Raw genomic sequence first — 17,947 nt, 5'->3', positions numbered from 1 at the left:
CGGCACGGGAAGAGGTCACCGGCGGCTGCGGCGATCGAACTCGGCGCGGCTGGTGATCAGCTTGCCCAGCAGCATGACGAGGATGCGCTGCTCGGTCTCGGTGAGGGCGTCGGTCCAGCCGAACTCGCGCTCGTTGTGGTCCCGGAACACCGAAACCATCTCTTCGCGCCCGGCGGCGGTGAGCGAAAGCTGGACCGAACGGCCGTCGTGCTCGTCCGGCACGCGGTCGAGCAGGCCGTCGGCGACGAGTGGTTTCATCAGGTTCGACACGGCGGCCCGGCTCATCCCGGTCAGCCGCGCGGCGCTCTTCGGTTCCAGGGGCCCGGCCAGCCAGACGACGAACAGCAGCCGAAACGCCGACCACGACCGGCCGCGGGGCCGGTGCACCGCGGCCTCGAGGTCGTAGGTGACCAGGTCGGAGGCCCGATTGAGGGTCAGCAGCACCTCGGTGGCCAGCTGGTGCCGGAAGCCGTACTCAGTAGCGAGCCGGCGGTTGGCCAGCTCGACGAAGGACCAGAAGTCCAGCTCCGCTTCCATCGGGGCACTTTAGCAAGTAGTCAAACTCGAAACTGGTTTGCTCGGGTGGGGTGACGGGCTTTGGTCGGCGACGCGAGGCTGCAGGCTCGCCCAACGCCCAAGCATCCGAGCGCCCGGCATCCGACCTCGCGGATCGCCCGACCCGCCGAGCCCGCAGCCTTGCCGCCTAGTGCAGGTGGGTCTGCCAGTCGGCAGGCACGCGCCCCGCCGGGCCCGGGGCCGGCTGCTCGGCCGGGCGGTGCTGCGGGGGCGCGAGGGCCGGGCCGTCGTAGGCCTCGCCCGTCTCGTAGCTGTAGAACCAGTCCTCGCCCGGCTCGAAGCTGCGGATCAGGCTGTGCCCGCTCTCCTTGGCGTGCGCGGTCGCGTGCTGCGCCGGTGAGCTGTCGCAGCAGCCGATGTGGCCGCACTGGGCGCAGCGCCGCAGGTGGAACCACCAGCCCTCGGCGGCCAGGCATTCCGCGCACCCGGTGCCGCTCGGTGGCGCCGCGACGTCGATTCCCTCGATTTCGGCCATGCCGACAGTCTCCCCCGAATCCCGCCGGCGCGCATCCACCGGTGGCCGGCGCACTCAGGCCACCTTGACGACCACCTTGCCCGCCGCGTGCCCGTTCTCGACGGTGGCGAGGGCGGCCGGGGCGTCGGACAGCGGATGGACCGCGGTGATCACCGGGGCGAGGACGCCGTCCAGGGCCAGCCGGGCAGCGCGCTCCAGGCTCTCGCGGTCGAGGCGGCGCTCGACGAACCGTCCACCCAGCTCGGCCACGGACATGTCCCCCACGGAAATGACATCCCGGGACAGCGGCGCGACCGCCCGCAGCGAGGCGCCTCCAGCGAGGTCGACGATCCCGTCGAAGCCGTCCGGAACCAGCTCTCGGGCCGCGGCGACGACGTCCCCGGCGGTGTAGTCGAGGAACCGCACGCCGACGGCCTCGGCGTGCTCACGCTTGGCGGTGCTCCCGGTGCCGATCACCAGCAGCCTGCGCGCGACGGCCAGCCGGGCGACGGCGAGGCCGACTCCGCCCCCGACCCCGTTCACCAGGATCGTGGCCCCGGCCGGCAGGTCGAGCTGGTCGAGCGCGTCCACCGCCGTCGTTCCGGCTACCGGCAGCGTCGCGGCCACGGTCGCGGACAGGCCCGCCGGGATGCGGGCGGTGTTCGGCGCGGACAGCACCGTCGTCTCGGCGTAGGCGCCGCCGCCGGTGAGGGCGAAGCCGAAGACCGCGTCGCCCACCTCGAGCCCGTCGACGTCCTCACCGCGGGCGAGCACCGTTCCCGCGGCCTCCATGCCCAGCACGCGGGGAAACGGACGTCCGCCGTCGAGCCCGGGGACCAGACCCGAACGCACGAGGTGGTCCAGGGGGTTCACGCCGGCGACGTCGACCCGGATCAACACCTCGCCACGACCGGGTGCGGGATCGGGACGATCGAAGAACTCCTGCACTTCGGGCCCGCCATGCTTGCGGAAACCCCACGCCTGTCCCATTTCTTGCCGCCTTTCGCCGGACCGGCCCGGCGGTTCCGGGCGCTGCCGCCATCCTCACCGCTGACATCGATGTGAGGGGCAACCGGCTGAGGCGCGGGTCACAGCGTCAAGGCGGCCCGGTGCCTGCGGTTGGCGCTGATCACGACGTCGAGGGCGGCCCGGGTCTCGACCAGGTGCGCGATGTCGGCGTCGATCCGGTCGCGCTCGCGCATCATCGCCGCGAACGTCTCTTCGGCGACGCCCAGGTCATCCGGGACGTCCACGCACGGCAGCACGGTCGCGATCACCCGGCTGGACATCCCCGCGTCGAACAGCTGCCGGATGAGCGCCACGCGCTGGACGGCGGTTTCGGGATAGTGACGCTGCCCCGCGTCGGAGCGTGCACTGGTCAGCAGACCCTGGTCTTCGTAGTAGCGCAGTGAGCGCGGGCTCACGCCCGTGCGCTGGGACAGCTCGCCGATCCGCATCCCGCAAAGGCTACGCCCGGGTGTGGTCGACATCGACGTGAACGAAGGTGAAAACATGAACACCGTCCGGATGGCGGCGAGTTTCCTGCGTCCAGTCCTCGCCGACGACTTCGGTCGTCACCTGCCTCCAGAACCGTGCTGCCGGGGCATTCTCCTCCAGGAAGGCGATGGCCCACCGTCCCCGACGTGCCCGCATCAGGCCGGTCGCGGCTGCCAGGCCGACACCTTGACGCCGTAAAGCCCGAACGATGAAAAACGCGTGGATGAATGTGGCGGTGTCCTCGAACGGGCGAAGCAGGCAGAAGCCCGCGAGCTGTCCGTCCGAGTAGATCACATAGGCATCGTGGTCGGCGTCGGTGAAGAACCGTGACAGTCGCGGGAACTCGAACAGACCGGCAGGTCCCGGCAGATCTCCCGTCCACGGCGACAAGTCGTGCCGCTCCAGCTGTCCCAGCTGTTCGATCACCGGGCGCAGGCTGGTGTCGGCCAACCGGAAGGTCACGCTGCCGGGCTGAGGCCCATCGTCACTTTTCTGCATGCTGCAACATTGTCAGGTCTGCGGTTCGTGCCGGGCCGCGGCGGCCGGCTCAGTGCGTTTCAGTCGCATAGCCGCCGTCGATGGCCACGGTCGCGCCGGTGATGTTGCCCGCCACCAGGTCGCTCGCCAGGAAAGCCGCCAGGTTCGCGACTTCCGCGGGCCGGGTGAAGCGTCCGGTGACCGCATGCGTTGCGGCTTCGGCGGCAACGGCCTCAGGATCCGCGCCCGTCGTGGCAGCGATCGTTTCCGCGACACCGCCGCTGCCGAGCCACAAGTCCGTCGCGACCGGCCCCGGGTTGATCGCGTTGGCGCGGATGCCCCGTGGGCCGAACTCCTTCGACACCGACTTCGTGAAGTTGACCAAAGCCGCCTTCGCCGCGCTGTAGTCGATCACGCCCGGGTCGGGCAGGATCGCGTTCACCGAGGCGATCGTGACGATGCTGCCGCGGCCGGCCGTCACCATCGTCGGCAGCACCGCGCGTGTGGCCCGGACCGCGCTGAGCAGGTTCAGCGTCACCGACCGCGTCCACTCGTCGTCGGTGACCAGCAGGAAGCCGTTCGGCCGCGGGGTGACCGCGCCGACGTTGTTGACCAGGATGTCGATCCGCCCGAACTCGGTCCGGGCCAGCTCCGCCAGCTTGCCCGGCCCGTCGGCGGTGCCGAGGTCCACGGCCAGGGTGTGCACCTTCCCCGCCCGGGCGAGGGCGTCCAGGTCCGGGCCGGGGTGGCGAGCCCCGGCCACGACGTGCACACCCTCGCCGGCGAGGACTTCGGTGACGGCGAGGCCGATGCCGCGGCCGGCGCCGGTGACCACGGCGACCGCGCCGTCCAGTCCGAGGTCCACCGGCTCAGAGCCCGTGCTCGCGCAGCCAGGCGAGCACGGCGTCGGCGACGTCGCGCCAGCCGCGGTCGACCGTGAGCGAGTGGCCCCGGCCCACGAACTGCTTCAGCTCGGTGACGGCGGTGGAGTCGCGGTACTGCTTGAGCGTCGACCGGGTCACCACGTCCGGCACGGTGTGGTCCGCGGTGCCGGAGATCAGCAGGAGCGGGCCGCGGTCCGCGCGGTGGGTGTCGACCTGGGCCTGCGAGTGCAGCACGAAGTTCGCCGCCGCGGCCTGGAACAGCGGCCGGGCCGGGGACGGGATCGTCCAGCGCTGGTGCAGCTCCGCCGACTCCTCGTCGGTCAGCGTGTTGCCGAAGCCGAAGCGGAACTCCTTCTCCGTCAGCGAAACCGACCGGTGGAGGTTCGCGGGGTTGCCCAGCGCCGGCAGCCCCGCGCGCAGCTGCGCCAGCGGCAGCGGCAGGACGCCCTTGATCTGGGCCGGGTCGATGGCGACGCCGGCCAGCCCGATCCCCTGGCCCAGCAGCTTCTCGGTGATCAGCCCGCCGAAGGAGTGCCCGACGATCACCGGGGGCCGGTCGAGGCCGGCGATGATCTCCGCGAAGTGCGCGGTGGCGTCGTCGATCGAGGTGTCGGCGACGGCGTCCGGGTTTTCCCGGGCCAGCTCGACCGTGGCGGGCTCGTGCGGCCAGCCGGGGGCGACCGGCGCGTAGCCCGCCGCCCGGAAGTGGTCGATCCAGGGGTTCCACGAGGTGGCGTGCAGCCACAGACCGTGGATGAACACGACGGGGGTGCCGGTCATCGGATCCTCCGGTTCGGGGGGCTTTCCCGAAGCCAACACGACCCGCGGCCCCGGCGTCCAAGACCTGTCGGGTCCACATCGATAGCCGCAGTGGCATCGTTGACGCACTGCTTCACCCTTCGTGCGCGGGAAGGCCCGGATGGACCTCGATCTCAGGCTGGTGCGGTACTTCGTCACCGTCGCCGACGAACTGCACTTCGGCCGGGCCGCCACCCGGCTGTTCATCAGCCAGCCGACGCTGTCGAAGCAGATCCGCAAGCTGGAAGCCGACGTCGGCGCGCCGCTGCTGGTGCGCGACAGCCGGCACGTCGCGCTGACCCCGCGCGGCGAACGGTTCCTGCACCTCGCCCGGCAGCTGCTGGCCACGGCCGACCACATGCTGAACGAGCCCGCCCCGGACCACCTGCGGATCGCCCACATCTTCGAGCTCGACACCAGCCGGGTGGTCGCCGACGCGTTCCTCGCCGCCCATCCCGGCGTCCGGCTCGTCCAGAGCCAGATGGACAGCGCCCGCCAGCTCGCCGCGCTGCTGGAGGGCCACCTCGACGTCGCGGTCCTGCGCGTCACCACCACCCTCAAGGCCGACCACCCGGCCGGGTGGCGGCACACGCTGCTCCGGCTCGAGCCGTTCTGGCTGGTCGGCCGGCCCGGCGACCCGAGGCGGGAAACCGCGTCGGTGCACGAGCGGCCCCTCGAGGTCTTCGCGGACGCGCCCGGCACGACGTTGTACAACGTGCACGGGCGCTACCTGAGCTCGTGGGAGCAGCACACCGGCCTCGCCCTGCGCTGGCTGGGCAACCCCGGCACGTTCGACAACTGCCACGCGGCCCTGAGCCGCGCCCGCGACAGCGCGTACCTGCTCGAGTTCGACAGCTACGCCCGCCGTTACGCCGACCGCGGCATTCCCATCCACCGGCCGCGGGAGCTCCAGCCCGTCTACGCCTGGTCGCTGGCCTGGCGGGAGGGTGAACAACCGGAAGCCGTCCAGGCCTACCTGCGGAGCGCGCGGGAAACAGCGGAGCAGCGGCGGTGGCTGCACCCCGACCACGCGGACACCGCGCCGCTGTGGGTCCCGCCCGAAGACCTGACATCCGCGTGATCAGCGGTCGGCAGGACTCCCCTCGACGGCTTCGGCGGGGACGAGGTACGGCCGCTTTCCCTTGACCCCAAAGGGAAACAGCACGGCCAGGTGCGCACCGGCCCCGGCGACTCAGGCGTCCCGGCGGGGCCGGTCGGCGAGCTGGGCGACACCGTAAGCGTGCGCACCCCGGGCGCTGACGGTGGTCCCGTCGCGGTAGCGGATCAGCGGGTCCGGCGGAGCGGCCAGCCGCCGGTCGGGGGCCGCGTGGCGGCGGTCCGAAGACTGGTCCACCGTGCCCCGCCGGGCAAAACCGCCGAAGTCGTACTCGACCTCGAGCACCGTCGGGCTTCGCCGCGGCCGCTCGGTCGAGAGGACCACGCCGTCGGTGCGGACGCCGGTGCGCAGCAGCTCCTCGGCCGCCCGGCCGAGCCCGGTCTCCAGGACGAAGGCGGCGGCGATCAGGCCGGCGGCGACCAGCAGGGCGAACGTCCAGCGCCGGCCGTGGGCGCGCAGCCGCCGCAGTCCCGGCTCGCCGGACGCCTGGCCCCACCGGTCATGGCGTCATCGCAGGCCGGAACGCCGTCCGGACCGCCTAGTACTTTCGGCCGATGTCCGCAGGGCGACAACCCTTCGAACGGCGTGGGCCATTCCGGGGTTCTTGTCCCGGCGCCGGTCCGGCCGCCAACCACCGCCCTACTGTGGCGGTGCTTCGTGATCTTGAACCGGAACCGAAGAGGGGACCCATCTTGCCCAACCGGACCAGATTCCTCGGCAAAACACTCGCGGCGGCGGGCACCGTGGCGGCGCTCGCGCTCGCGACGGCCGTTCCCGCGGCGGCCGCGCCGGCCACCGTCGAGCAGGACGTCGCGCAGCTGTACCAGGACGTCATCGACCTCTACAACGGCCTGCCCGCGGACGCGCTGCGCGGTGTCGACCGGCTCATCGAGTCGCCGATCCCGCAGCATGGCTCCCAGAGCCGCGCCGCGGCGGGCCCGATCCCCGGCTGCACCGAGGGTTCGCTGCTGACCTACGCGAACAAGCTCGCCTCCCAGCTGACCCCGCTCGAGGGTCAGGCGCTCGACGCGCTGTCGGGGCTGAGCCAGCTCTACGTCCAGGGTGTCGCGTCCGACAAGACCCCGCAGGTCTTCGGCACCGACGGCCAGTACACCCCGCGCGCCACCGCCACGATCGACAAGCTGCGCGGCTTCTGGGACATCGAGAGCTGGAACATCCAGCTCGTCGCGTGGAAGGGCACCGATCTCGGCAGCCAGGCGAAGATGGCGCAGACCTTCGCCCTCGGCCTCGCGCCGGCGAAGGTGAAGGCCGCCGCCGCGCTCGCCACCAAGGTGCTCTACGAAGTGCCGGCGCTACAGGGTGGGCGTAACCCGCTGATCACGCTGAACGCGTTCTCCGCCCCGGCCGACAGCCTCGGCGGCAAGCGCGTGGCGCTGGGTGACGGCCTGCTCGACACCGTCAACCTCCTCGGCTTCGACGACGTCTCGGTGGAGTCCGTGGTCGGCCACGAGTACGGCCACCAGGTCGACTTCGCCCACGAGAACTACCCGCGCAACGAGTCCGCCGAGATGGGCCCGGACGCCTACGGCGGCTACTTCGTCGCGCACGCCAAGGGTTTCGCGTGGGACGCGCGCACCCAGCAGGAGGTCACCTACCTGGACGCCTCCATCGGCGACTGCTTCCACAGCCACGGCACCCCCGACCAGCGCAAGGCCGCGGGCGCCTGGGGTGAGAAGCAGGCGACGAGCCAGGGCAACCCGAACCGGATCGTCCCGACCGCGACGATGATCGAGAAGTTCCAGAAGGAGTACCCGAAGCTGATGCCGCCGGCCGCGGTGGCCGCCGCTCGCGGCTGAGCAAGGGCGGGTCGTCTCCCCCGATCCGAGGGAGGCGGCCCGCTTTCCGGTGTCAGCCCGGCGGCTGGGTCGGCGAACCCGGGTACGGCTGCCCAGGCTGGGCGTAGCCGGGTTGCGCGGCCATCGGGTAGCCCGCCGGTCCCGGGTACGGCGCGACGGCTTGCCGGGTCAGGCGACCGCTCTTGACCACCGCGAGCGCGACCAGGAGCCAGGCGAGCACGGTGGCGACGTCGAGCGGGACGGCGACCCCCATGAAGATCAAGCTGAGGTCGCTGGCCGTCAGGTTCCCGGACCTGATCCAGGACGCCGCGTCCAGCGACACGAACCGCCACACGATGCCCGCCGCCGTCGTGACGAGCAGGACGACGAAGGCGCCGACCAGCAGGCCGGAGCCGCCCCGGGCGCGGCCCTTGAGCGAAAAGACCAGGCCGAGCAGGCCCACGACGAGCAGCAGCACCCGCGGGGCGGTCTCGATGGTCGTCACGGCAAAGGGTGTCATGCCTGCCCTCCACGGCGTTCCGCCGGCACCTCCGGCCCGAGCCGTGCCGATCCTAGGCGGCGGCCGCCGCCGGTGCGGCGCTTTCCGCGAAGTGCGCGCCCCTCAGCCCTGGAGCGAGGGGATGTCCCCGGACTCGGCGAACTCCAGCCGCTTGGCCACCGAGACGGCCTGGTCGGCGAACCGCTCGTAGAACCTCGCCAGCAGGGCCAGGCTGGTCGCGGTCTGCACGCCGTGCGGCCACCCGTTCTCGGTGATCCGGTGCAGGACGTCGGCGTGCAGCGCGTCCACGACCTGGTCGGTCTCGTCCAGTTCGGTGAACGCGCCCGCCGACTCGCCGGAGATCTTCTCGGCCAGCCGGTCGGCCATCCCCGCCGCGGTGTCGCTCATTTTCGAAAACACGGGTTCCAGCTCGGCCGGAACGGCCCGCTCGGGATGGGTGAAACGGGTGGTGTCGGCGATGTGCGCGGCGAGATCACCCATTCGCTCGAACTTCTCGGCGCAATAGATCACCGCCAGAACGGTGCGAAGATCGCCGGCGACCGGCGCCTGCAGCGCCAGCAGCGACTGGGCGTGCGACTCGCATTCGACGCGGGCCCGGTCGAGATCGTCGTCGGCGCCGAGAACCCGCTCGGCCAACGGCAAGTCGGCCGTCAGCAACGCCGCGCTGGCGCGGCGCATCGATTCCGCCGCCAGGCGGCACAGGAACTTCAGCTCTTCACCCAGCTCGGCCAATTCGCCGTGGAACTTTTCGCGCATCGAGAGAGTATAAGTCCGTTCTGCGGAGACAGCGGCCGCGCCTTTCGGCCGATTTTCAGACGATTCATCGGTGTGGCGCGCGGTATTCCGTCGATTCCTCCGGCCCCGCCGGAGGCCCGTCGGGCCGGCCGGCCGCTCGGCGCCCTCGGACGGGGCCGCGACGGCGGGAGCCGGGTGTGACCTTGGCCACCGCGCCCGCCGGGGACCCCGGACTTCCTCGGCAAACCCGGTCAGCGCAGGCGGGAGCCCCGAAATCTGCGTACGTTGGCACCGGAAAACCAGGTCGAAGCCGTAGGCTGGGTGACCAACCGCTAAGTCTGCGTTTTGCGCGACCCATCACCAGCGTAACGGTGTTTCGGTACCAGTCTGCGATCACCTGATCGCCGAGGGTCTTGTCCGCACCGAGGAGGCACGGCGGTGGGACCGTGGCTGAGCGCGTCGTTCCCGCCCTCGTACCCGACGGCCAGCCTCCTCGCCCCGAGCATCGCCGTCGAGGCTCTGCCGCCGCTCCCGCTCCGGCTCTCGCCGAAGTGCCGTCGCCGCCGGTTGCGGCCACCTGGACCTACGCGATCGCGCGCATCGATCGCTCCGGGCGCGTCTCCGAACAGTCGATCATCGACACCCTCGGCTGGACCCCCGACGACGCCCTCGCACTCACCACGATCGGCGCAGGCATCGGAACCTATCGCCGCGCAGTCGCCGGCTGGTACCGCCTCACACCCCGGCGCGAAGTCCGCGTTCCCGCTCCCATGCGCGCACGCTGCGCGATCACCACGGGCGACCGCCTCTTGCTCGCTGCCAGCGCTGTCCACGACACGCTCGTCATCTACACCATGGCCGAACTCGATCGCCTGCTCGCGCCTCATCACGAGGCCAACCTGCGAGGAGGCTGCCGATGAGCGCGGAGACGCCCCTCGACGAGCGAGCAGTCGCCGCGGCGGCCGAGACGTCGAGCAAGACCTGGAAATTCTACTGGAAGGTGCTGGTCGACGAGTGGGGTGACCGGCCGATCGACGAGCCACGCGCCTCGGAGATCAACCAGCTGGCCAACCTGGTCCAGCAGCGCGCTGCCGCCAAATCCCCGTCGTACACCGGCCGAGGAGCTCGGTCACTGTTCATCGACGCCGTGAAGTGCTTCTACCGGTGCGCCGCCGGCGACCAGCTGATCACCTTGTCCGAGAGCCCCGTCGCCAATCTTAAGAACACCAAGCACCGGAACACCAGCCGGCGCGCCCTCAGACCACGCGAACTCGCCGAAATCAACTGGGCCGCAGCCAACCACGGCCCCGATCCGCTCCTCGACAGCCTCTTGCTGCGTCTGCACAGCGAGACCGCCTGCCGCGCCGGCGGCGCGCTCAACCTGCGTCGGCACGATCTCAATCCGATGGACACCACCATCTTGCTGCGCGAGAAGGGCGGGAAGAACCGCCGCCAGCCAGTCTCGCCGACCTTGTTCATCGCGCTGCTGGAACACGTCGATTCCCGGGCTCCCGGCAGTGGCCCGGACGACCAGCTCCTGCGCCTCCGCAACGGCGTTCCACTCCATTACCACAACTACCAAACGTTCTGGCACCGGATCTGGCGGATTCTGCCGTGGACCAAAGCGCTCGGGGTCACGGCGCGCTGGCTGCGCTACACGACGCTGACCTGGGTCGAGCGCTCCTTTGGCTACGCGGTTGCGGCAGCGTACGCCGGACACGCTGGCCCAGGCGCATCAGCTGATCGCGGAGGCGTGACGTTGACCTACACCTCGGCAACCATCCACGAAGTTGCCGCCGCCCTCTCCGCACTCACCGGCGAGCCGCATCCCCTGGCCGAGCTCGTGACGCCCGAGGACGAAGTGGCCGACCTCGGCACGCGGCAAAGCGGGCCACCCCTCGCGGTCGTAGGCCCCACGAGCAAGCACGCCGGCTGGTGCACTCCGCTCGGAGGTGATCGATGACCGTCCCAACGGAACTCAACCCCGTCGAGCAGATCTTGGCGCAGTACGAGATCGCGCGACAGCGAGGCGCACCGAAGCCCGGGCGGGGGAAGTTGGCCGACGCGGTGCGCCAGCTGGTGCCCGCGATCGTCGAGAAGTTCGGCTCCGAGCACCCGGTCGGCGCCGGTCGTTGCGCTGACCGGCTCGGCGAGCACCTGGGCCTGGCCGTCGACCCCGCCGACATCGGCGCCCTCGCCAAGGCGGGCCACCTGGCCATCGTCGACGTGTTCGAGAAGAAGGGCCGCTGCTGCGACCTGTACGCCCCGGCCGACGTCGACGCCCTGCCCCTTGAGCAGGTACGGCCGGTGATCGACGAGCGGGCCGCGTGGCTGGAACGGTCGCTGTCGCTCGACGAGGCCGCGGAGTCGCTGGGCTGGCACTACCGCGAGCTGAACCAGGTCACCGCCGATCGTAAGATCACGGTCCGGCTGCGCCGCGTCGCCCGCACCGACGTGGACGCCCTGGCCGGGGACGAGGAACTGCGCGCGGGCCGGCTGGTGACCGCGGACAACGCCGCGGCGATCCTCGAGGCCGACCGGCGGCACTTCGACATCTGCGTCGAGTCCGGGTGGATCACTCCGAAACCCATCACAAGAAGGAGATCAGCCGCTACAGCTCGGTGTCGGTGCCGCTCTACCTCACTGGCGACGTCGAAGCGCTGCTCGACCTGCCGGACACCGCGAAGCCCCTCTGGGACGCCCTAGCCGCGGCCGGTCGCCGGGGGAAGAAGAACGCGACCCGCCGCTGGTAGTCGCGGTAGCCCGGGCGCTCCTGCATGCGCCGTTCGGTGCGCTTGGCGCCGGTCGCGAACATCAGCAGGTAGGTCATCACCGCCGGTGCCGGCAGCGTCCAAACCGCGGCGGGTGAGGCGGCCGCGGCGAGCCACGCGCCGTCCCACACCAGGGAGTCGCCGAAGTAGTTCGGGTGCCGGGACCAGCCCCACAGGCCGGTGTCGAGCACGTCCGGACGCTCGTCCCGGTCCCGTTTCGAATACTCCGTCTTCTGGTGGTCGGCCAGCGCCTCGAGCACCGCTCCACCGGCCATCACGGCCAGCCCGGCGGGCGCGAGCAACCGGCGAGCGCCGCGGGGCACGGCGCTCGCGGCGGCGAGCTGCACCGGCGCGGACACCAGCAGCTGGCTCAGGCCCTGCGTGACGAAGACCTTGCCCACCACCGCCGCGGTCGAGTCGCCGTCGAGGAACTCGGTGTAGCGCGGGTCCTCGCGGTCACTGCCGCGCAAGCGAGCCAGCATCTGCCGTTCCAGCCGCGCCGCCCACACGGTGGTGACCGCCGCGAGCGCCCAGCGACGGCGGGCGTCACCACGCCCGGCGAGTGCGCTGCTCACGGCGACGGCCGCCAGGCCGGGCCCCCAGACGGCGTCGGCGTAGTCACGACGGCCCTTGCGCACGGCGATGACCGCGGTCGCGGCCTGCACGGCCGTCACGACCACGGCCGACAGCCCGGCCACCCGGCGCAGGTTGGCGATGTCCACCACCGGTCAGCGGCCCAGGCCGTTGAGGACCTCGGTGAGCTGCCGTTCGGTGTCGTTCCCGAGCTTCTCGAACACCACCTTGCCCAGCGGCGCCGCGAGCTTCGCGACCCCCTTGAACTCCAGGTCGTTGGTGTAGGTGATGGCCGAACCGGTCCCGTGGATGGTGATCTCGATGGTCTCGGTGGACGTCGCCGTCTTGTTGCGCCCAACGAACACGATGCGGTCCCCGGTGAGCTCCTCCAGCGTGTAGGTCAGCTCGGTCCCGATCCCCGCGATCTTGGACGTGTTGTGCCACGACGAGCCGACCTGGACCGGTCCGGTGTCGTTCCGGGTGCAGCTTTCGGTGCCGGGGTCCCACTGCTCGGCGTGGCCGAAGTCGGCCAGGTAGGGGACGACGACCGCCGGCGCGGGGTCGACGGTGAAGGTGCGCGAAACGGTGGTCACCGGTGGGTCCTCTCCTCGGGTGCGGATCTCCGACCGGTTACCCGGAAACGGCCGATCCACGCCCCGGCACCGGGCCGCCCAGACCCTGGGAACGGCCACCGAGACGACTACCCCGACATCGGGGGCGGCTGGGGTCATCTCGGCGGTGCTCGGCATCCGCAACCCTCTGCACGATCTCGACCACCCGGCTGACGACACGACACCGGACCACCAGCCTGCGCTTCGGCTCGTCACCGGCGAGCCTGTACCGACGGCGCGGTGGCGGCGTTTCTTCGTGCGCCCGTGCACTCCGTCAGCCGGCCCGCTCGCCCCACCTCGGGAAAGCGGGCCGCTGGCCCCGTACAACGAGAACGTCGAGCACTCTGGCTTGTGGTTCCCCGACCGCTCGGCCTGAGCGGTCGGGTCCGTTGGTCCCGGGCCTTCATGGCGCCGTGAGGCTACGGGTGGACCACTTCCTCGTTGTCCCGAGACCTATCAGGAAACTCGTAGAACGTGAGCGTGACTTCGCCGGCGCCGCCTGGAGCGTCGGCCTTGACGTTGAAGGTGTTGACCCCGTTTCCGTCGCACACCCACCCCGATTCGCCTCTGCTCATTTCGAAGCCGAGGCGTGTACGAGTTATGGCCTCCAGCAAGTAGCACCCGTGGGCCTTGATGCCGTAGTCGACGTCGATCGAGCGCGCGTGCCAGCGGATCGAGCCCGCGGCGTAGCTCGCGCCGTAAGTCAGTCGAGGAAAATCGGTTTTGGGATCTGCCGCCTGTGCCGCAGGCGCGGCGACAGCGAGCGTGGCCAGGGTCGCCGCGGCAAGGGCTACGGCCGAACACCGGGTTGTAAACATGATCATGCACGTGCCACGCAGCACAGCCGCTCGGTTGTTGCTCGCGCCGCGCATTCACTCGAATGCCGCAATCGGTGACATCGCCGGGCAACCGCGACACCACAGCCCGAACCCGGCTCGTGACGTCCACGCCGGCGCGCAGCCACCTTCGGCGCCCTCCATGTTGACGCCCGTGGGCCCAGAATGCCCTCGCGCCCTACGCCGAGGGCTTGGACGTTGCCGTGATGAGCCGTCGTCGACAGGAGCGTGCCGCGCGCGTGTCCGGACCGAATCCGAAGCAGGCCCAAACTGCAGGGTAGGAGTTAACCGCTGGTCAGGGGCGTCATGCGAGTGGCGAGTTCGTCGACGTCGGGTGTCCGCGCGCCGCGGCGATTGTCGATGTCGTCGAGGCGGCGGGGGGTGCTCTCCTTCGAGGGTGTGAGGTAGCGCTGGCGGGTGCGGCGGTCTTCGTGACCGGAGAGGTTCATCAGGTCGGCTTCGGTGGCGCCGTCTTCGCCGGCGTCACCAACGTCATGACCCGCAACAACTAGTTGTCCATCGCCTGGCACCGCATCAGCCAGGCACCGCCAAGGTGCACGTACGCGCCACGGGGATCACCGAGGGTGGCCGGTAGACCGGCCGTGCCGGGTCGGAAACCGGGCGGCTTCAGTGCCGGGTAGGTCGCGGCCGGCGAACTGCAACTCCTCGCCTTCGCGCACGGTCCACCGCGCGACGCCGTGCACGACCATCGCCGTGAGCTGGTCGCTGAGCTGCATGCGGGTGATCCGGAATCGCAGAAGTAGCGGACGGGCGGCGGCCGCCAGAGTTCCCTGACCCCCACCCCGCGGGTCTGGAATATTGACGCGTGGAAAGTCTCTGAACTGCCGCAATCCCCCGGCCAACCCGGGTGTCGGTGAAAAACTCTGAACGTTCACTTCCCACGCACCAAAGGGCCGTGACGCGATTAGCGTCTTCCGGCACCGGCGGTCGCGCGCTTTTGTACCGACGGATCCCTGTCCCCGCGAAGTGGAGGAACAGTGTCAAAAACCCTGTCCGTTCTCCGAGCCGTCGCGCTCGCGACGTGTCTCGTCACGGTCGCCACACCGGTGGCGGCCGGCACCACCGGCGGTGCTCCACCACCGACGCTGGTCCCGCTCGCTTCCCGAGGCGCCTCGATACCGGCCGCCGCGCACCGCGACGGCACGCTGTCGAACGTTCCGCCGTTGCACGTCGCGGTGGCGCTGCGGCCGCACAACCAGGCCGGTCTCGACCGGTTCGTGGCCGCAGTGAACGACCCGAGGTCTCCCGCCTACCGGCACTTCCTCACCTCGGCCGAGTACAACGAGCAGTTCGCACCGCGCCAGTCCGATGTGGACAAGGTAGCGATCTTCCTGCGCAGCCGAGGACTCCACGTCGACGCGGTGTCCGGTAACCGCCAGGTCGTCGATGCATCCGCACCGGCGGACGTCGTGGCGAAAGCGTTCGACACGCCGCTGAGCAGCTACACCAGTCCCGACGGGAAGCACTTCTACGCCAACGACAGCGCACCGAAGGTGCCGACCGACGTCGCCACCGTCGTGCGAGGCGTCACCGGCCTCACCAACCAGGAGGTCGCGCATCGCGCGTCCGCACCGGGCGGTCCCGGTGGACCGGCCGGCGGCTACACACCCGCCCAGTTCCGCACCGCCTACAACATGAAGAACCTCTCCGCGTCCTACACCGGAGCCGGGCAGACCGTCGGGCTCATCGAGTTCGACGCGTTCAAGCAGTCCGACATCAACGCCTGGACGAACTATTTCAGCCAGCCCTCGGTGAGCCCGCGGGTGGTCCCCGTCGACGGCGGCGTGTCGAGCCCCGGCAGCAACCAGCTCGAGGTCACCCTCGACATCGAGGCCGTCGCGGCGACCGCACCCGGTGCCGCGCAAGTGGTTTACGAGGCCCCCAACACCGACACCGCGTGGGTCGACCAGATGGCCAAGATCGCCTCCGACAACGCGATCACCGTTCTGTCAGGCTCCTGGCTGCTCGGCGAGAAGTGCGAAGCCGACCCGATCCCGGCGTCGCACGACTCCTACACCCAGCTCGCCGCCCAAGGCGTAACGATGCTGTCGGCGTCCGGCGACTGGGGCGCCACAGGCTGCGGCTACAACGGCGACAACTCGACCGTCCAGGCCGACTACCCGCCGTCGGACCCGCTGTTCACCGGCGTCGGCGGCACCCAGCTGCGCACCGCCGACAACGCGGGCACCTACACCTCCGAGTCCTGCTGGAATCAGGGCGGCACGGGCAACACCCGCTCCGGTGGCGGCTACTCGGCGATCTACGACCGCCCGGACTGGCAGACCGGAAGCAACGCCCACCGCTCGGTGCCCGACGTCGCGATGGACGCCGACTACGGCGCCGGCGCGCTGTCGGTCTACATGAACGGCGGCTGGCAGGACGTCGGAGGCACCAGCCTGTCCTCCCCCCTCTGGGCTGGCTACATCGCCATGGTCAACCAGAAGGCCAAGGCCGGCGGCAAGGCCAATCTCGGCGGCATCAACCCGACGCTGTACTCGATCGCCAAGGGCAGCGCCTACTCTTCGAACTTCCACGACGTCACCACCGGCAACAACGGCACCTACTCGGCGGGAACCGGCTACGACCTGTGCACCGGCTGGGGTTCCATGCAGGGCGACACCCTGGCCGACTCACTGATCGGCGGCACCACCCCGCCCGCCGCGAACGACTTCTCGATGGCAGCGAACCCGGCATCGGTCAGCGTCGCCCCGGGCAAGTCCGCGACCTCGACCATCGCCACCACGGTCACCAAGGGCAGCGCCCAGACCGTGGCACTGTCGGCCGGCGGCCTGCCCGACGGCGTAACCGCGACGTTCACCCCGGCCTCGGTGACCGCGGGCCAGTCCGCCACGCTCACCCTGACCGCGTCGGCATCGGCCTCGCCGGGATCGGCCACCGTCACGGTGACCGGCAAAGGCTCTGACGCCACCCACACGGCGACGATTTCACTGACGGTCAACGGCTCCGGTAAGGGCGACTTCTCCATCAGCGTCAACCCGAACTCCGGGTCGGTGGCGGCCGGTCAGTCCACCACGGCCACCGTCTCCACGGCCGCGGCGAGCACCGGTCAGGGCGCGGGCCCAAGCGTGATCGGCGGGCAGCCGACCACGGTCGCCAAGTACCCGTTCATCATTTCGCAGCACCGCACCGGCGGAGTTCGCCCGCAGGAGCAGTCCTGCACCGGCAGCGTGGTCGCCAAACGGGCCGTGCTGATCGCGGCGCACTGCAAGTTCGCCCAAGGGGACCCGAAGTATCTGATCTACGGGCGTGACGACCTGGCTGACACCGGCCAGGGCACCCGGATCGAGATCGCGGAGTACCGGATCCACCCGGACTACACCCCGCAGAGTGACGAAGGATTCCGCAACGGCAACGACGTGGCGATCATCTTCACCAAGACCGACATCCCGGTGCCCGCCGGCATGACCTACCCGGCGATCGCGTCGTCCTCGGACACGCTGCCGCTGGGCACCCAGGGCACCGCGATCGGGTACGGCAAGACCGACGCCAACGACGCCAACAAGAACACCAAGCTGCGCGAGGTTGTGCTACCCACCGTCGACGGTCAGAACTGCAAGACCATCGACTCGTCGATCTTCAACCCGGACTACATGTTCTGCGACGGCTACGGCAACGGCAGCAAGGGCCTGTGCCAGGGCGACTCGGGCGGGCCGTACTACTTCAACGGCAAGATCTACGGCGTGTTCTCCTGGCTGCGCACCGACTGCGCGTCCTACAACGCGCACGGCAAGCTGTGGGGCTCGATGGGCGACTGGGCCAACGCCCAGATCGGCAACACCCCGGGTGACGGTGACATCGCGCTGTCCGCCACCGGGCTGCCCACAGGTGCGACGGCGACGTTCGACCCGGCCTCGGTCAACGCGGGCGGTTCGTCGAAGCTGACCATCGCCACCAGCGCGTCGACCCCGGCGGGCACCTACAAGGTAACCGTCACCGGAAAGAACGCGACGGCCAGTCACGACACCACGTACACGCTGACCGTGACCAAGGGCAACAGCGGGCCGGTGACCGTGAAGGACCCGGGGTTCCAGTTCACCCAGCACGGGCAGCGGGTCAACCTGCAGCTGTCGGCGAGCGGTGGCACGGGTAGCTACCGGTGGTCGGCGACCGGGCTGCCGCCCGGGCTTTCGATCAACGCCTCCACCGGGTTGATCAGCGGCACAGCGGGCAACGTCAACCAGATGTTCCAGGTGACGGCGACCGCGACCGACACCGCGGGGACCAGCGGACGCGACCAGTTCTCCTGGTACGTCTACTGAT

General features: G+C 70.4%; 21 protein-coding genes. 6 read left to right on the top strand and 15 right to left on the bottom strand.

Annotation, left to right across the window (positions count from 1 at the left end):
* Positions 1-15: 15 nt before the first annotated feature.
* The 7 genes from ACZ63E_RS28360 to ACZ63E_RS28330 all read right to left on the bottom strand — a co-directional run bounded on the left by ACZ63E_RS28360 (position 16) and on the right by ACZ63E_RS28330 (position 4,668).
* Positions 16-537 carry a MarR family winged helix-turn-helix transcriptional regulator gene (locus tag ACZ63E_RS28360; RefSeq protein ID WP_465339158.1) on the bottom strand — a complete coding sequence of 174 codons (522 nt, stop codon included), beginning with the start codon at positions 535-537 and terminating at the stop codon, positions 16-18.
* 166 nt (positions 538-703) lie between these two features.
* Entirely contained in the window at positions 704-1,051 is a 348-nt protein-coding gene (locus ACZ63E_RS28355; protein ID WP_465311813.1) for a UBP-type zinc finger domain-containing protein, read from the bottom strand.
* Positions 1,052-1,105: 54 nt separating this feature from the next.
* Positions 1,106-2,020, bottom strand: coding sequence for an NADP-dependent oxidoreductase (locus ACZ63E_RS28350; RefSeq protein ID WP_465339157.1), 915 nt, complete (start codon positions 2,018-2,020; stop codon positions 1,106-1,108).
* A 98-nt stretch (positions 2,021-2,118) separates the two neighbouring features.
* Entirely contained in the window at positions 2,119-2,487 is a 369-nt protein-coding gene (locus ACZ63E_RS28345; RefSeq protein WP_465339156.1) for a MerR family transcriptional regulator, read from the bottom strand.
* Between the two features lie 10 nt (positions 2,488-2,497).
* The gene (locus ACZ63E_RS28340) at positions 2,498-3,025 is read right to left on the bottom strand and encodes a GNAT family N-acetyltransferase (RefSeq protein WP_465339155.1); all 528 of its coding nucleotides are present in this window, start codon (positions 3,023-3,025) and stop codon (positions 2,498-2,500) included.
* 49 nt (positions 3,026-3,074) lie between these two features.
* A complete protein-coding gene (locus ACZ63E_RS28335; protein WP_465339154.1) occupies positions 3,075-3,869 on the bottom strand; it encodes an SDR family NAD(P)-dependent oxidoreductase in 795 nt (264 codons plus the stop codon).
* 4 nt (positions 3,870-3,873) lie between these two features.
* Positions 3,874-4,668 carry an alpha/beta hydrolase gene (locus ACZ63E_RS28330; RefSeq protein ID WP_465339153.1) on the bottom strand — a complete coding sequence of 265 codons (795 nt, stop codon included), beginning with the start codon at positions 4,666-4,668 and terminating at the stop codon, positions 3,874-3,876.
* Between the two features lie 139 nt (positions 4,669-4,807).
* Here ACZ63E_RS28330 and ACZ63E_RS28325 point away from each other — a divergent pair, with 139 nt between their 5' ends.
* Positions 4,808-5,767: a LysR family transcriptional regulator gene (locus ACZ63E_RS28325; protein ID WP_465339152.1), complete on the top strand. Its 960-nt coding sequence runs from the start codon at positions 4,808-4,810 to the stop codon at positions 5,765-5,767.
* A gap of 111 nt (positions 5,768-5,878) precedes the next feature.
* Here the strand turns inward: ACZ63E_RS28325 and ACZ63E_RS28320 are convergent, their stop codons facing one another.
* The gene (locus tag ACZ63E_RS28320) at positions 5,879-6,127 is read right to left on the bottom strand and encodes a hypothetical protein (protein ID WP_465339151.1); all 249 of its coding nucleotides are present in this window, start codon (positions 6,125-6,127) and stop codon (positions 5,879-5,881) included.
* A gap of 368 nt (positions 6,128-6,495) precedes the next feature.
* Between ACZ63E_RS28320 and ACZ63E_RS28315 the strand changes: the two genes are divergently transcribed.
* A complete protein-coding gene (locus tag ACZ63E_RS28315) occupies positions 6,496-7,620 on the top strand; it encodes a hypothetical protein (RefSeq protein WP_465339150.1) in 1,125 nt (374 codons plus the stop codon).
* 52 nt (positions 7,621-7,672) lie between these two features.
* Here ACZ63E_RS28315 and ACZ63E_RS28310 read toward each other — a convergent pair whose 3' ends face one another.
* The gene (locus ACZ63E_RS28310; protein ID WP_465339149.1) at positions 7,673-8,119 is read right to left on the bottom strand and encodes a hypothetical protein; all 447 of its coding nucleotides are present in this window, start codon (positions 8,117-8,119) and stop codon (positions 7,673-7,675) included.
* Positions 8,120-8,221: 102 nt separating this feature from the next.
* Complete coding sequence (gene phoU, locus ACZ63E_RS28305) at positions 8,222-8,875, bottom strand: phosphate signaling complex protein PhoU (RefSeq protein ID WP_465339148.1); 654 nt, start codon at positions 8,873-8,875, stop codon at positions 8,222-8,224.
* Between the two features lie 425 nt (positions 8,876-9,300).
* Here phoU and ACZ63E_RS28300 point away from each other — a divergent pair, with 425 nt between their 5' ends.
* The 3 genes from ACZ63E_RS28300 to ACZ63E_RS28290 are packed head-to-tail and all read left to right on the top strand — an operon-like array spanning position 9,301 to position 11,560.
* Positions 9,301-9,774: a hypothetical protein gene (locus ACZ63E_RS28300; protein WP_465339147.1), complete on the top strand. Its 474-nt coding sequence runs from the start codon at positions 9,301-9,303 to the stop codon at positions 9,772-9,774.
* The gene (locus ACZ63E_RS28295; protein WP_465339146.1) at positions 9,771-10,817 is read left to right on the top strand and encodes a tyrosine-type recombinase/integrase; all 1,047 of its coding nucleotides are present in this window, start codon (positions 9,771-9,773) and stop codon (positions 10,815-10,817) included. The genes ACZ63E_RS28300 and ACZ63E_RS28295 overlap by 4 nt, the downstream gene beginning before the upstream one ends.
* Positions 10,814-11,560 (top strand): hypothetical protein, encoded by a 747-nt coding sequence (locus ACZ63E_RS28290; RefSeq protein WP_465339145.1) that lies wholly within the window; start codon positions 10,814-10,816, stop codon positions 11,558-11,560. Before ACZ63E_RS28295 ends, ACZ63E_RS28290 begins: the two co-directional genes overlap by 4 nt.
* Here ACZ63E_RS28290 and ACZ63E_RS28285 read toward each other — a convergent pair.
* The 5 genes from ACZ63E_RS28285 to ACZ63E_RS28265 all read right to left on the bottom strand — a co-directional run bounded on the left by ACZ63E_RS28285 (position 11,490) and on the right by ACZ63E_RS28265 (position 14,382).
* Entirely contained in the window at positions 11,490-12,347 is an 858-nt protein-coding gene (locus tag ACZ63E_RS28285; RefSeq protein WP_465339144.1) for a DUF1295 domain-containing protein, read from the bottom strand. The genes ACZ63E_RS28290 and ACZ63E_RS28285 overlap by 71 nt on opposite strands.
* A gap of 6 nt (positions 12,348-12,353) precedes the next feature.
* Positions 12,354-12,791, bottom strand: a complete 438-nt coding sequence (locus ACZ63E_RS28280) for an SRPBCC family protein (RefSeq protein WP_465339143.1) — start codon at positions 12,789-12,791, stop codon at positions 12,354-12,356.
* Between the two features lie 437 nt (positions 12,792-13,228).
* The gene (locus tag ACZ63E_RS28275) at positions 13,229-13,681 is read right to left on the bottom strand and encodes a hypothetical protein (RefSeq protein WP_465339142.1); all 453 of its coding nucleotides are present in this window, start codon (positions 13,679-13,681) and stop codon (positions 13,229-13,231) included.
* 248 nt (positions 13,682-13,929) lie between these two features.
* Positions 13,930-14,175 (bottom strand): hypothetical protein, encoded by a 246-nt coding sequence (locus ACZ63E_RS28270; protein WP_465339141.1) that lies wholly within the window; start codon positions 14,173-14,175, stop codon positions 13,930-13,932.
* Positions 14,176-14,220: 45 nt separating this feature from the next.
* Complete coding sequence (locus tag ACZ63E_RS28265; RefSeq protein WP_465339140.1) at positions 14,221-14,382, bottom strand: hypothetical protein; 162 nt, start codon at positions 14,380-14,382, stop codon at positions 14,221-14,223.
* A 261-nt stretch (positions 14,383-14,643) separates the two neighbouring features.
* Between ACZ63E_RS28265 and ACZ63E_RS28260 the strand changes: the two genes are divergently transcribed.
* The gene (locus tag ACZ63E_RS28260; RefSeq protein ID WP_465339139.1) at positions 14,644-17,946 is read left to right on the top strand and encodes a protease pro-enzyme activation domain-containing protein; all 3,303 of its coding nucleotides are present in this window, start codon (positions 14,644-14,646) and stop codon (positions 17,944-17,946) included.
* The last annotated feature ends 1 nt before the right edge of the window (position 17,947 follow it).

The sequence above is a fragment of the Amycolatopsis sp. NPDC104819 genome (genome assembly GCF_055583145.1).
This window is presented reverse-complemented; position numbering and strand designations above follow the sequence as displayed.

Excerpts from the sequence above, each read along its gene's own strand:
- ACZ63E_RS28360 (WP_465339158.1), bottom strand. The coding sequence starts at position 537 with ATGGAAGCGGAGCTGGACTTCTGGTCCTTCGTCGAGCTGGCCAACCGC.
- ACZ63E_RS28355 (WP_465311813.1), bottom strand. The coding sequence starts at position 1,051 with ATGGCCGAAATCGAGGGAATCGACGTCGCGGCGCCACCGAGCGGCACC.
- ACZ63E_RS28350 (WP_465339157.1), bottom strand. The coding sequence starts at position 2,020 with ATGGGACAGGCGTGGGGTTTCCGCAAGCATGGCGGGCCCGAAGTGCAG.
- ACZ63E_RS28345 (WP_465339156.1), bottom strand. The coding sequence starts at position 2,487 with ATGCGGATCGGCGAGCTGTCCCAGCGCACGGGCGTGAGCCCGCGCTCA.
- ACZ63E_RS28340 (WP_465339155.1), bottom strand. The coding sequence starts at position 3,025 with ATGCAGAAAAGTGACGATGGGCCTCAGCCCGGCAGCGTGACCTTCCGG.
- ACZ63E_RS28330 (WP_465339153.1), bottom strand. The coding sequence starts at position 4,668 with ATGACCGGCACCCCCGTCGTGTTCATCCACGGTCTGTGGCTGCACGCC.
- ACZ63E_RS28325 (WP_465339152.1), top strand. The coding sequence starts at position 4,808 with ATGGACCTCGATCTCAGGCTGGTGCGGTACTTCGTCACCGTCGCCGAC.
- ACZ63E_RS28310 (WP_465339149.1), bottom strand. The coding sequence starts at position 8,119 with ATGACACCCTTTGCCGTGACGACCATCGAGACCGCCCCGCGGGTGCTG.
- phoU (WP_465339148.1), bottom strand. The coding sequence starts at position 8,875 with ATGCGCGAAAAGTTCCACGGCGAATTGGCCGAGCTGGGTGAAGAGCTG.
- ACZ63E_RS28295 (WP_465339146.1), top strand. The coding sequence starts at position 9,771 with ATGAGCGCGGAGACGCCCCTCGACGAGCGAGCAGTCGCCGCGGCGGCC.
- ACZ63E_RS28290 (WP_465339145.1), top strand. The coding sequence starts at position 10,814 with ATGACCGTCCCAACGGAACTCAACCCCGTCGAGCAGATCTTGGCGCAG.
- ACZ63E_RS28275 (WP_465339142.1), bottom strand. The coding sequence starts at position 13,681 with ATGCGCGGCGCGAGCAACAACCGAGCGGCTGTGCTGCGTGGCACGTGC.
- ACZ63E_RS28265 (WP_465339140.1), bottom strand. The coding sequence starts at position 14,382 with ATGCAGCTCAGCGACCAGCTCACGGCGATGGTCGTGCACGGCGTCGCG.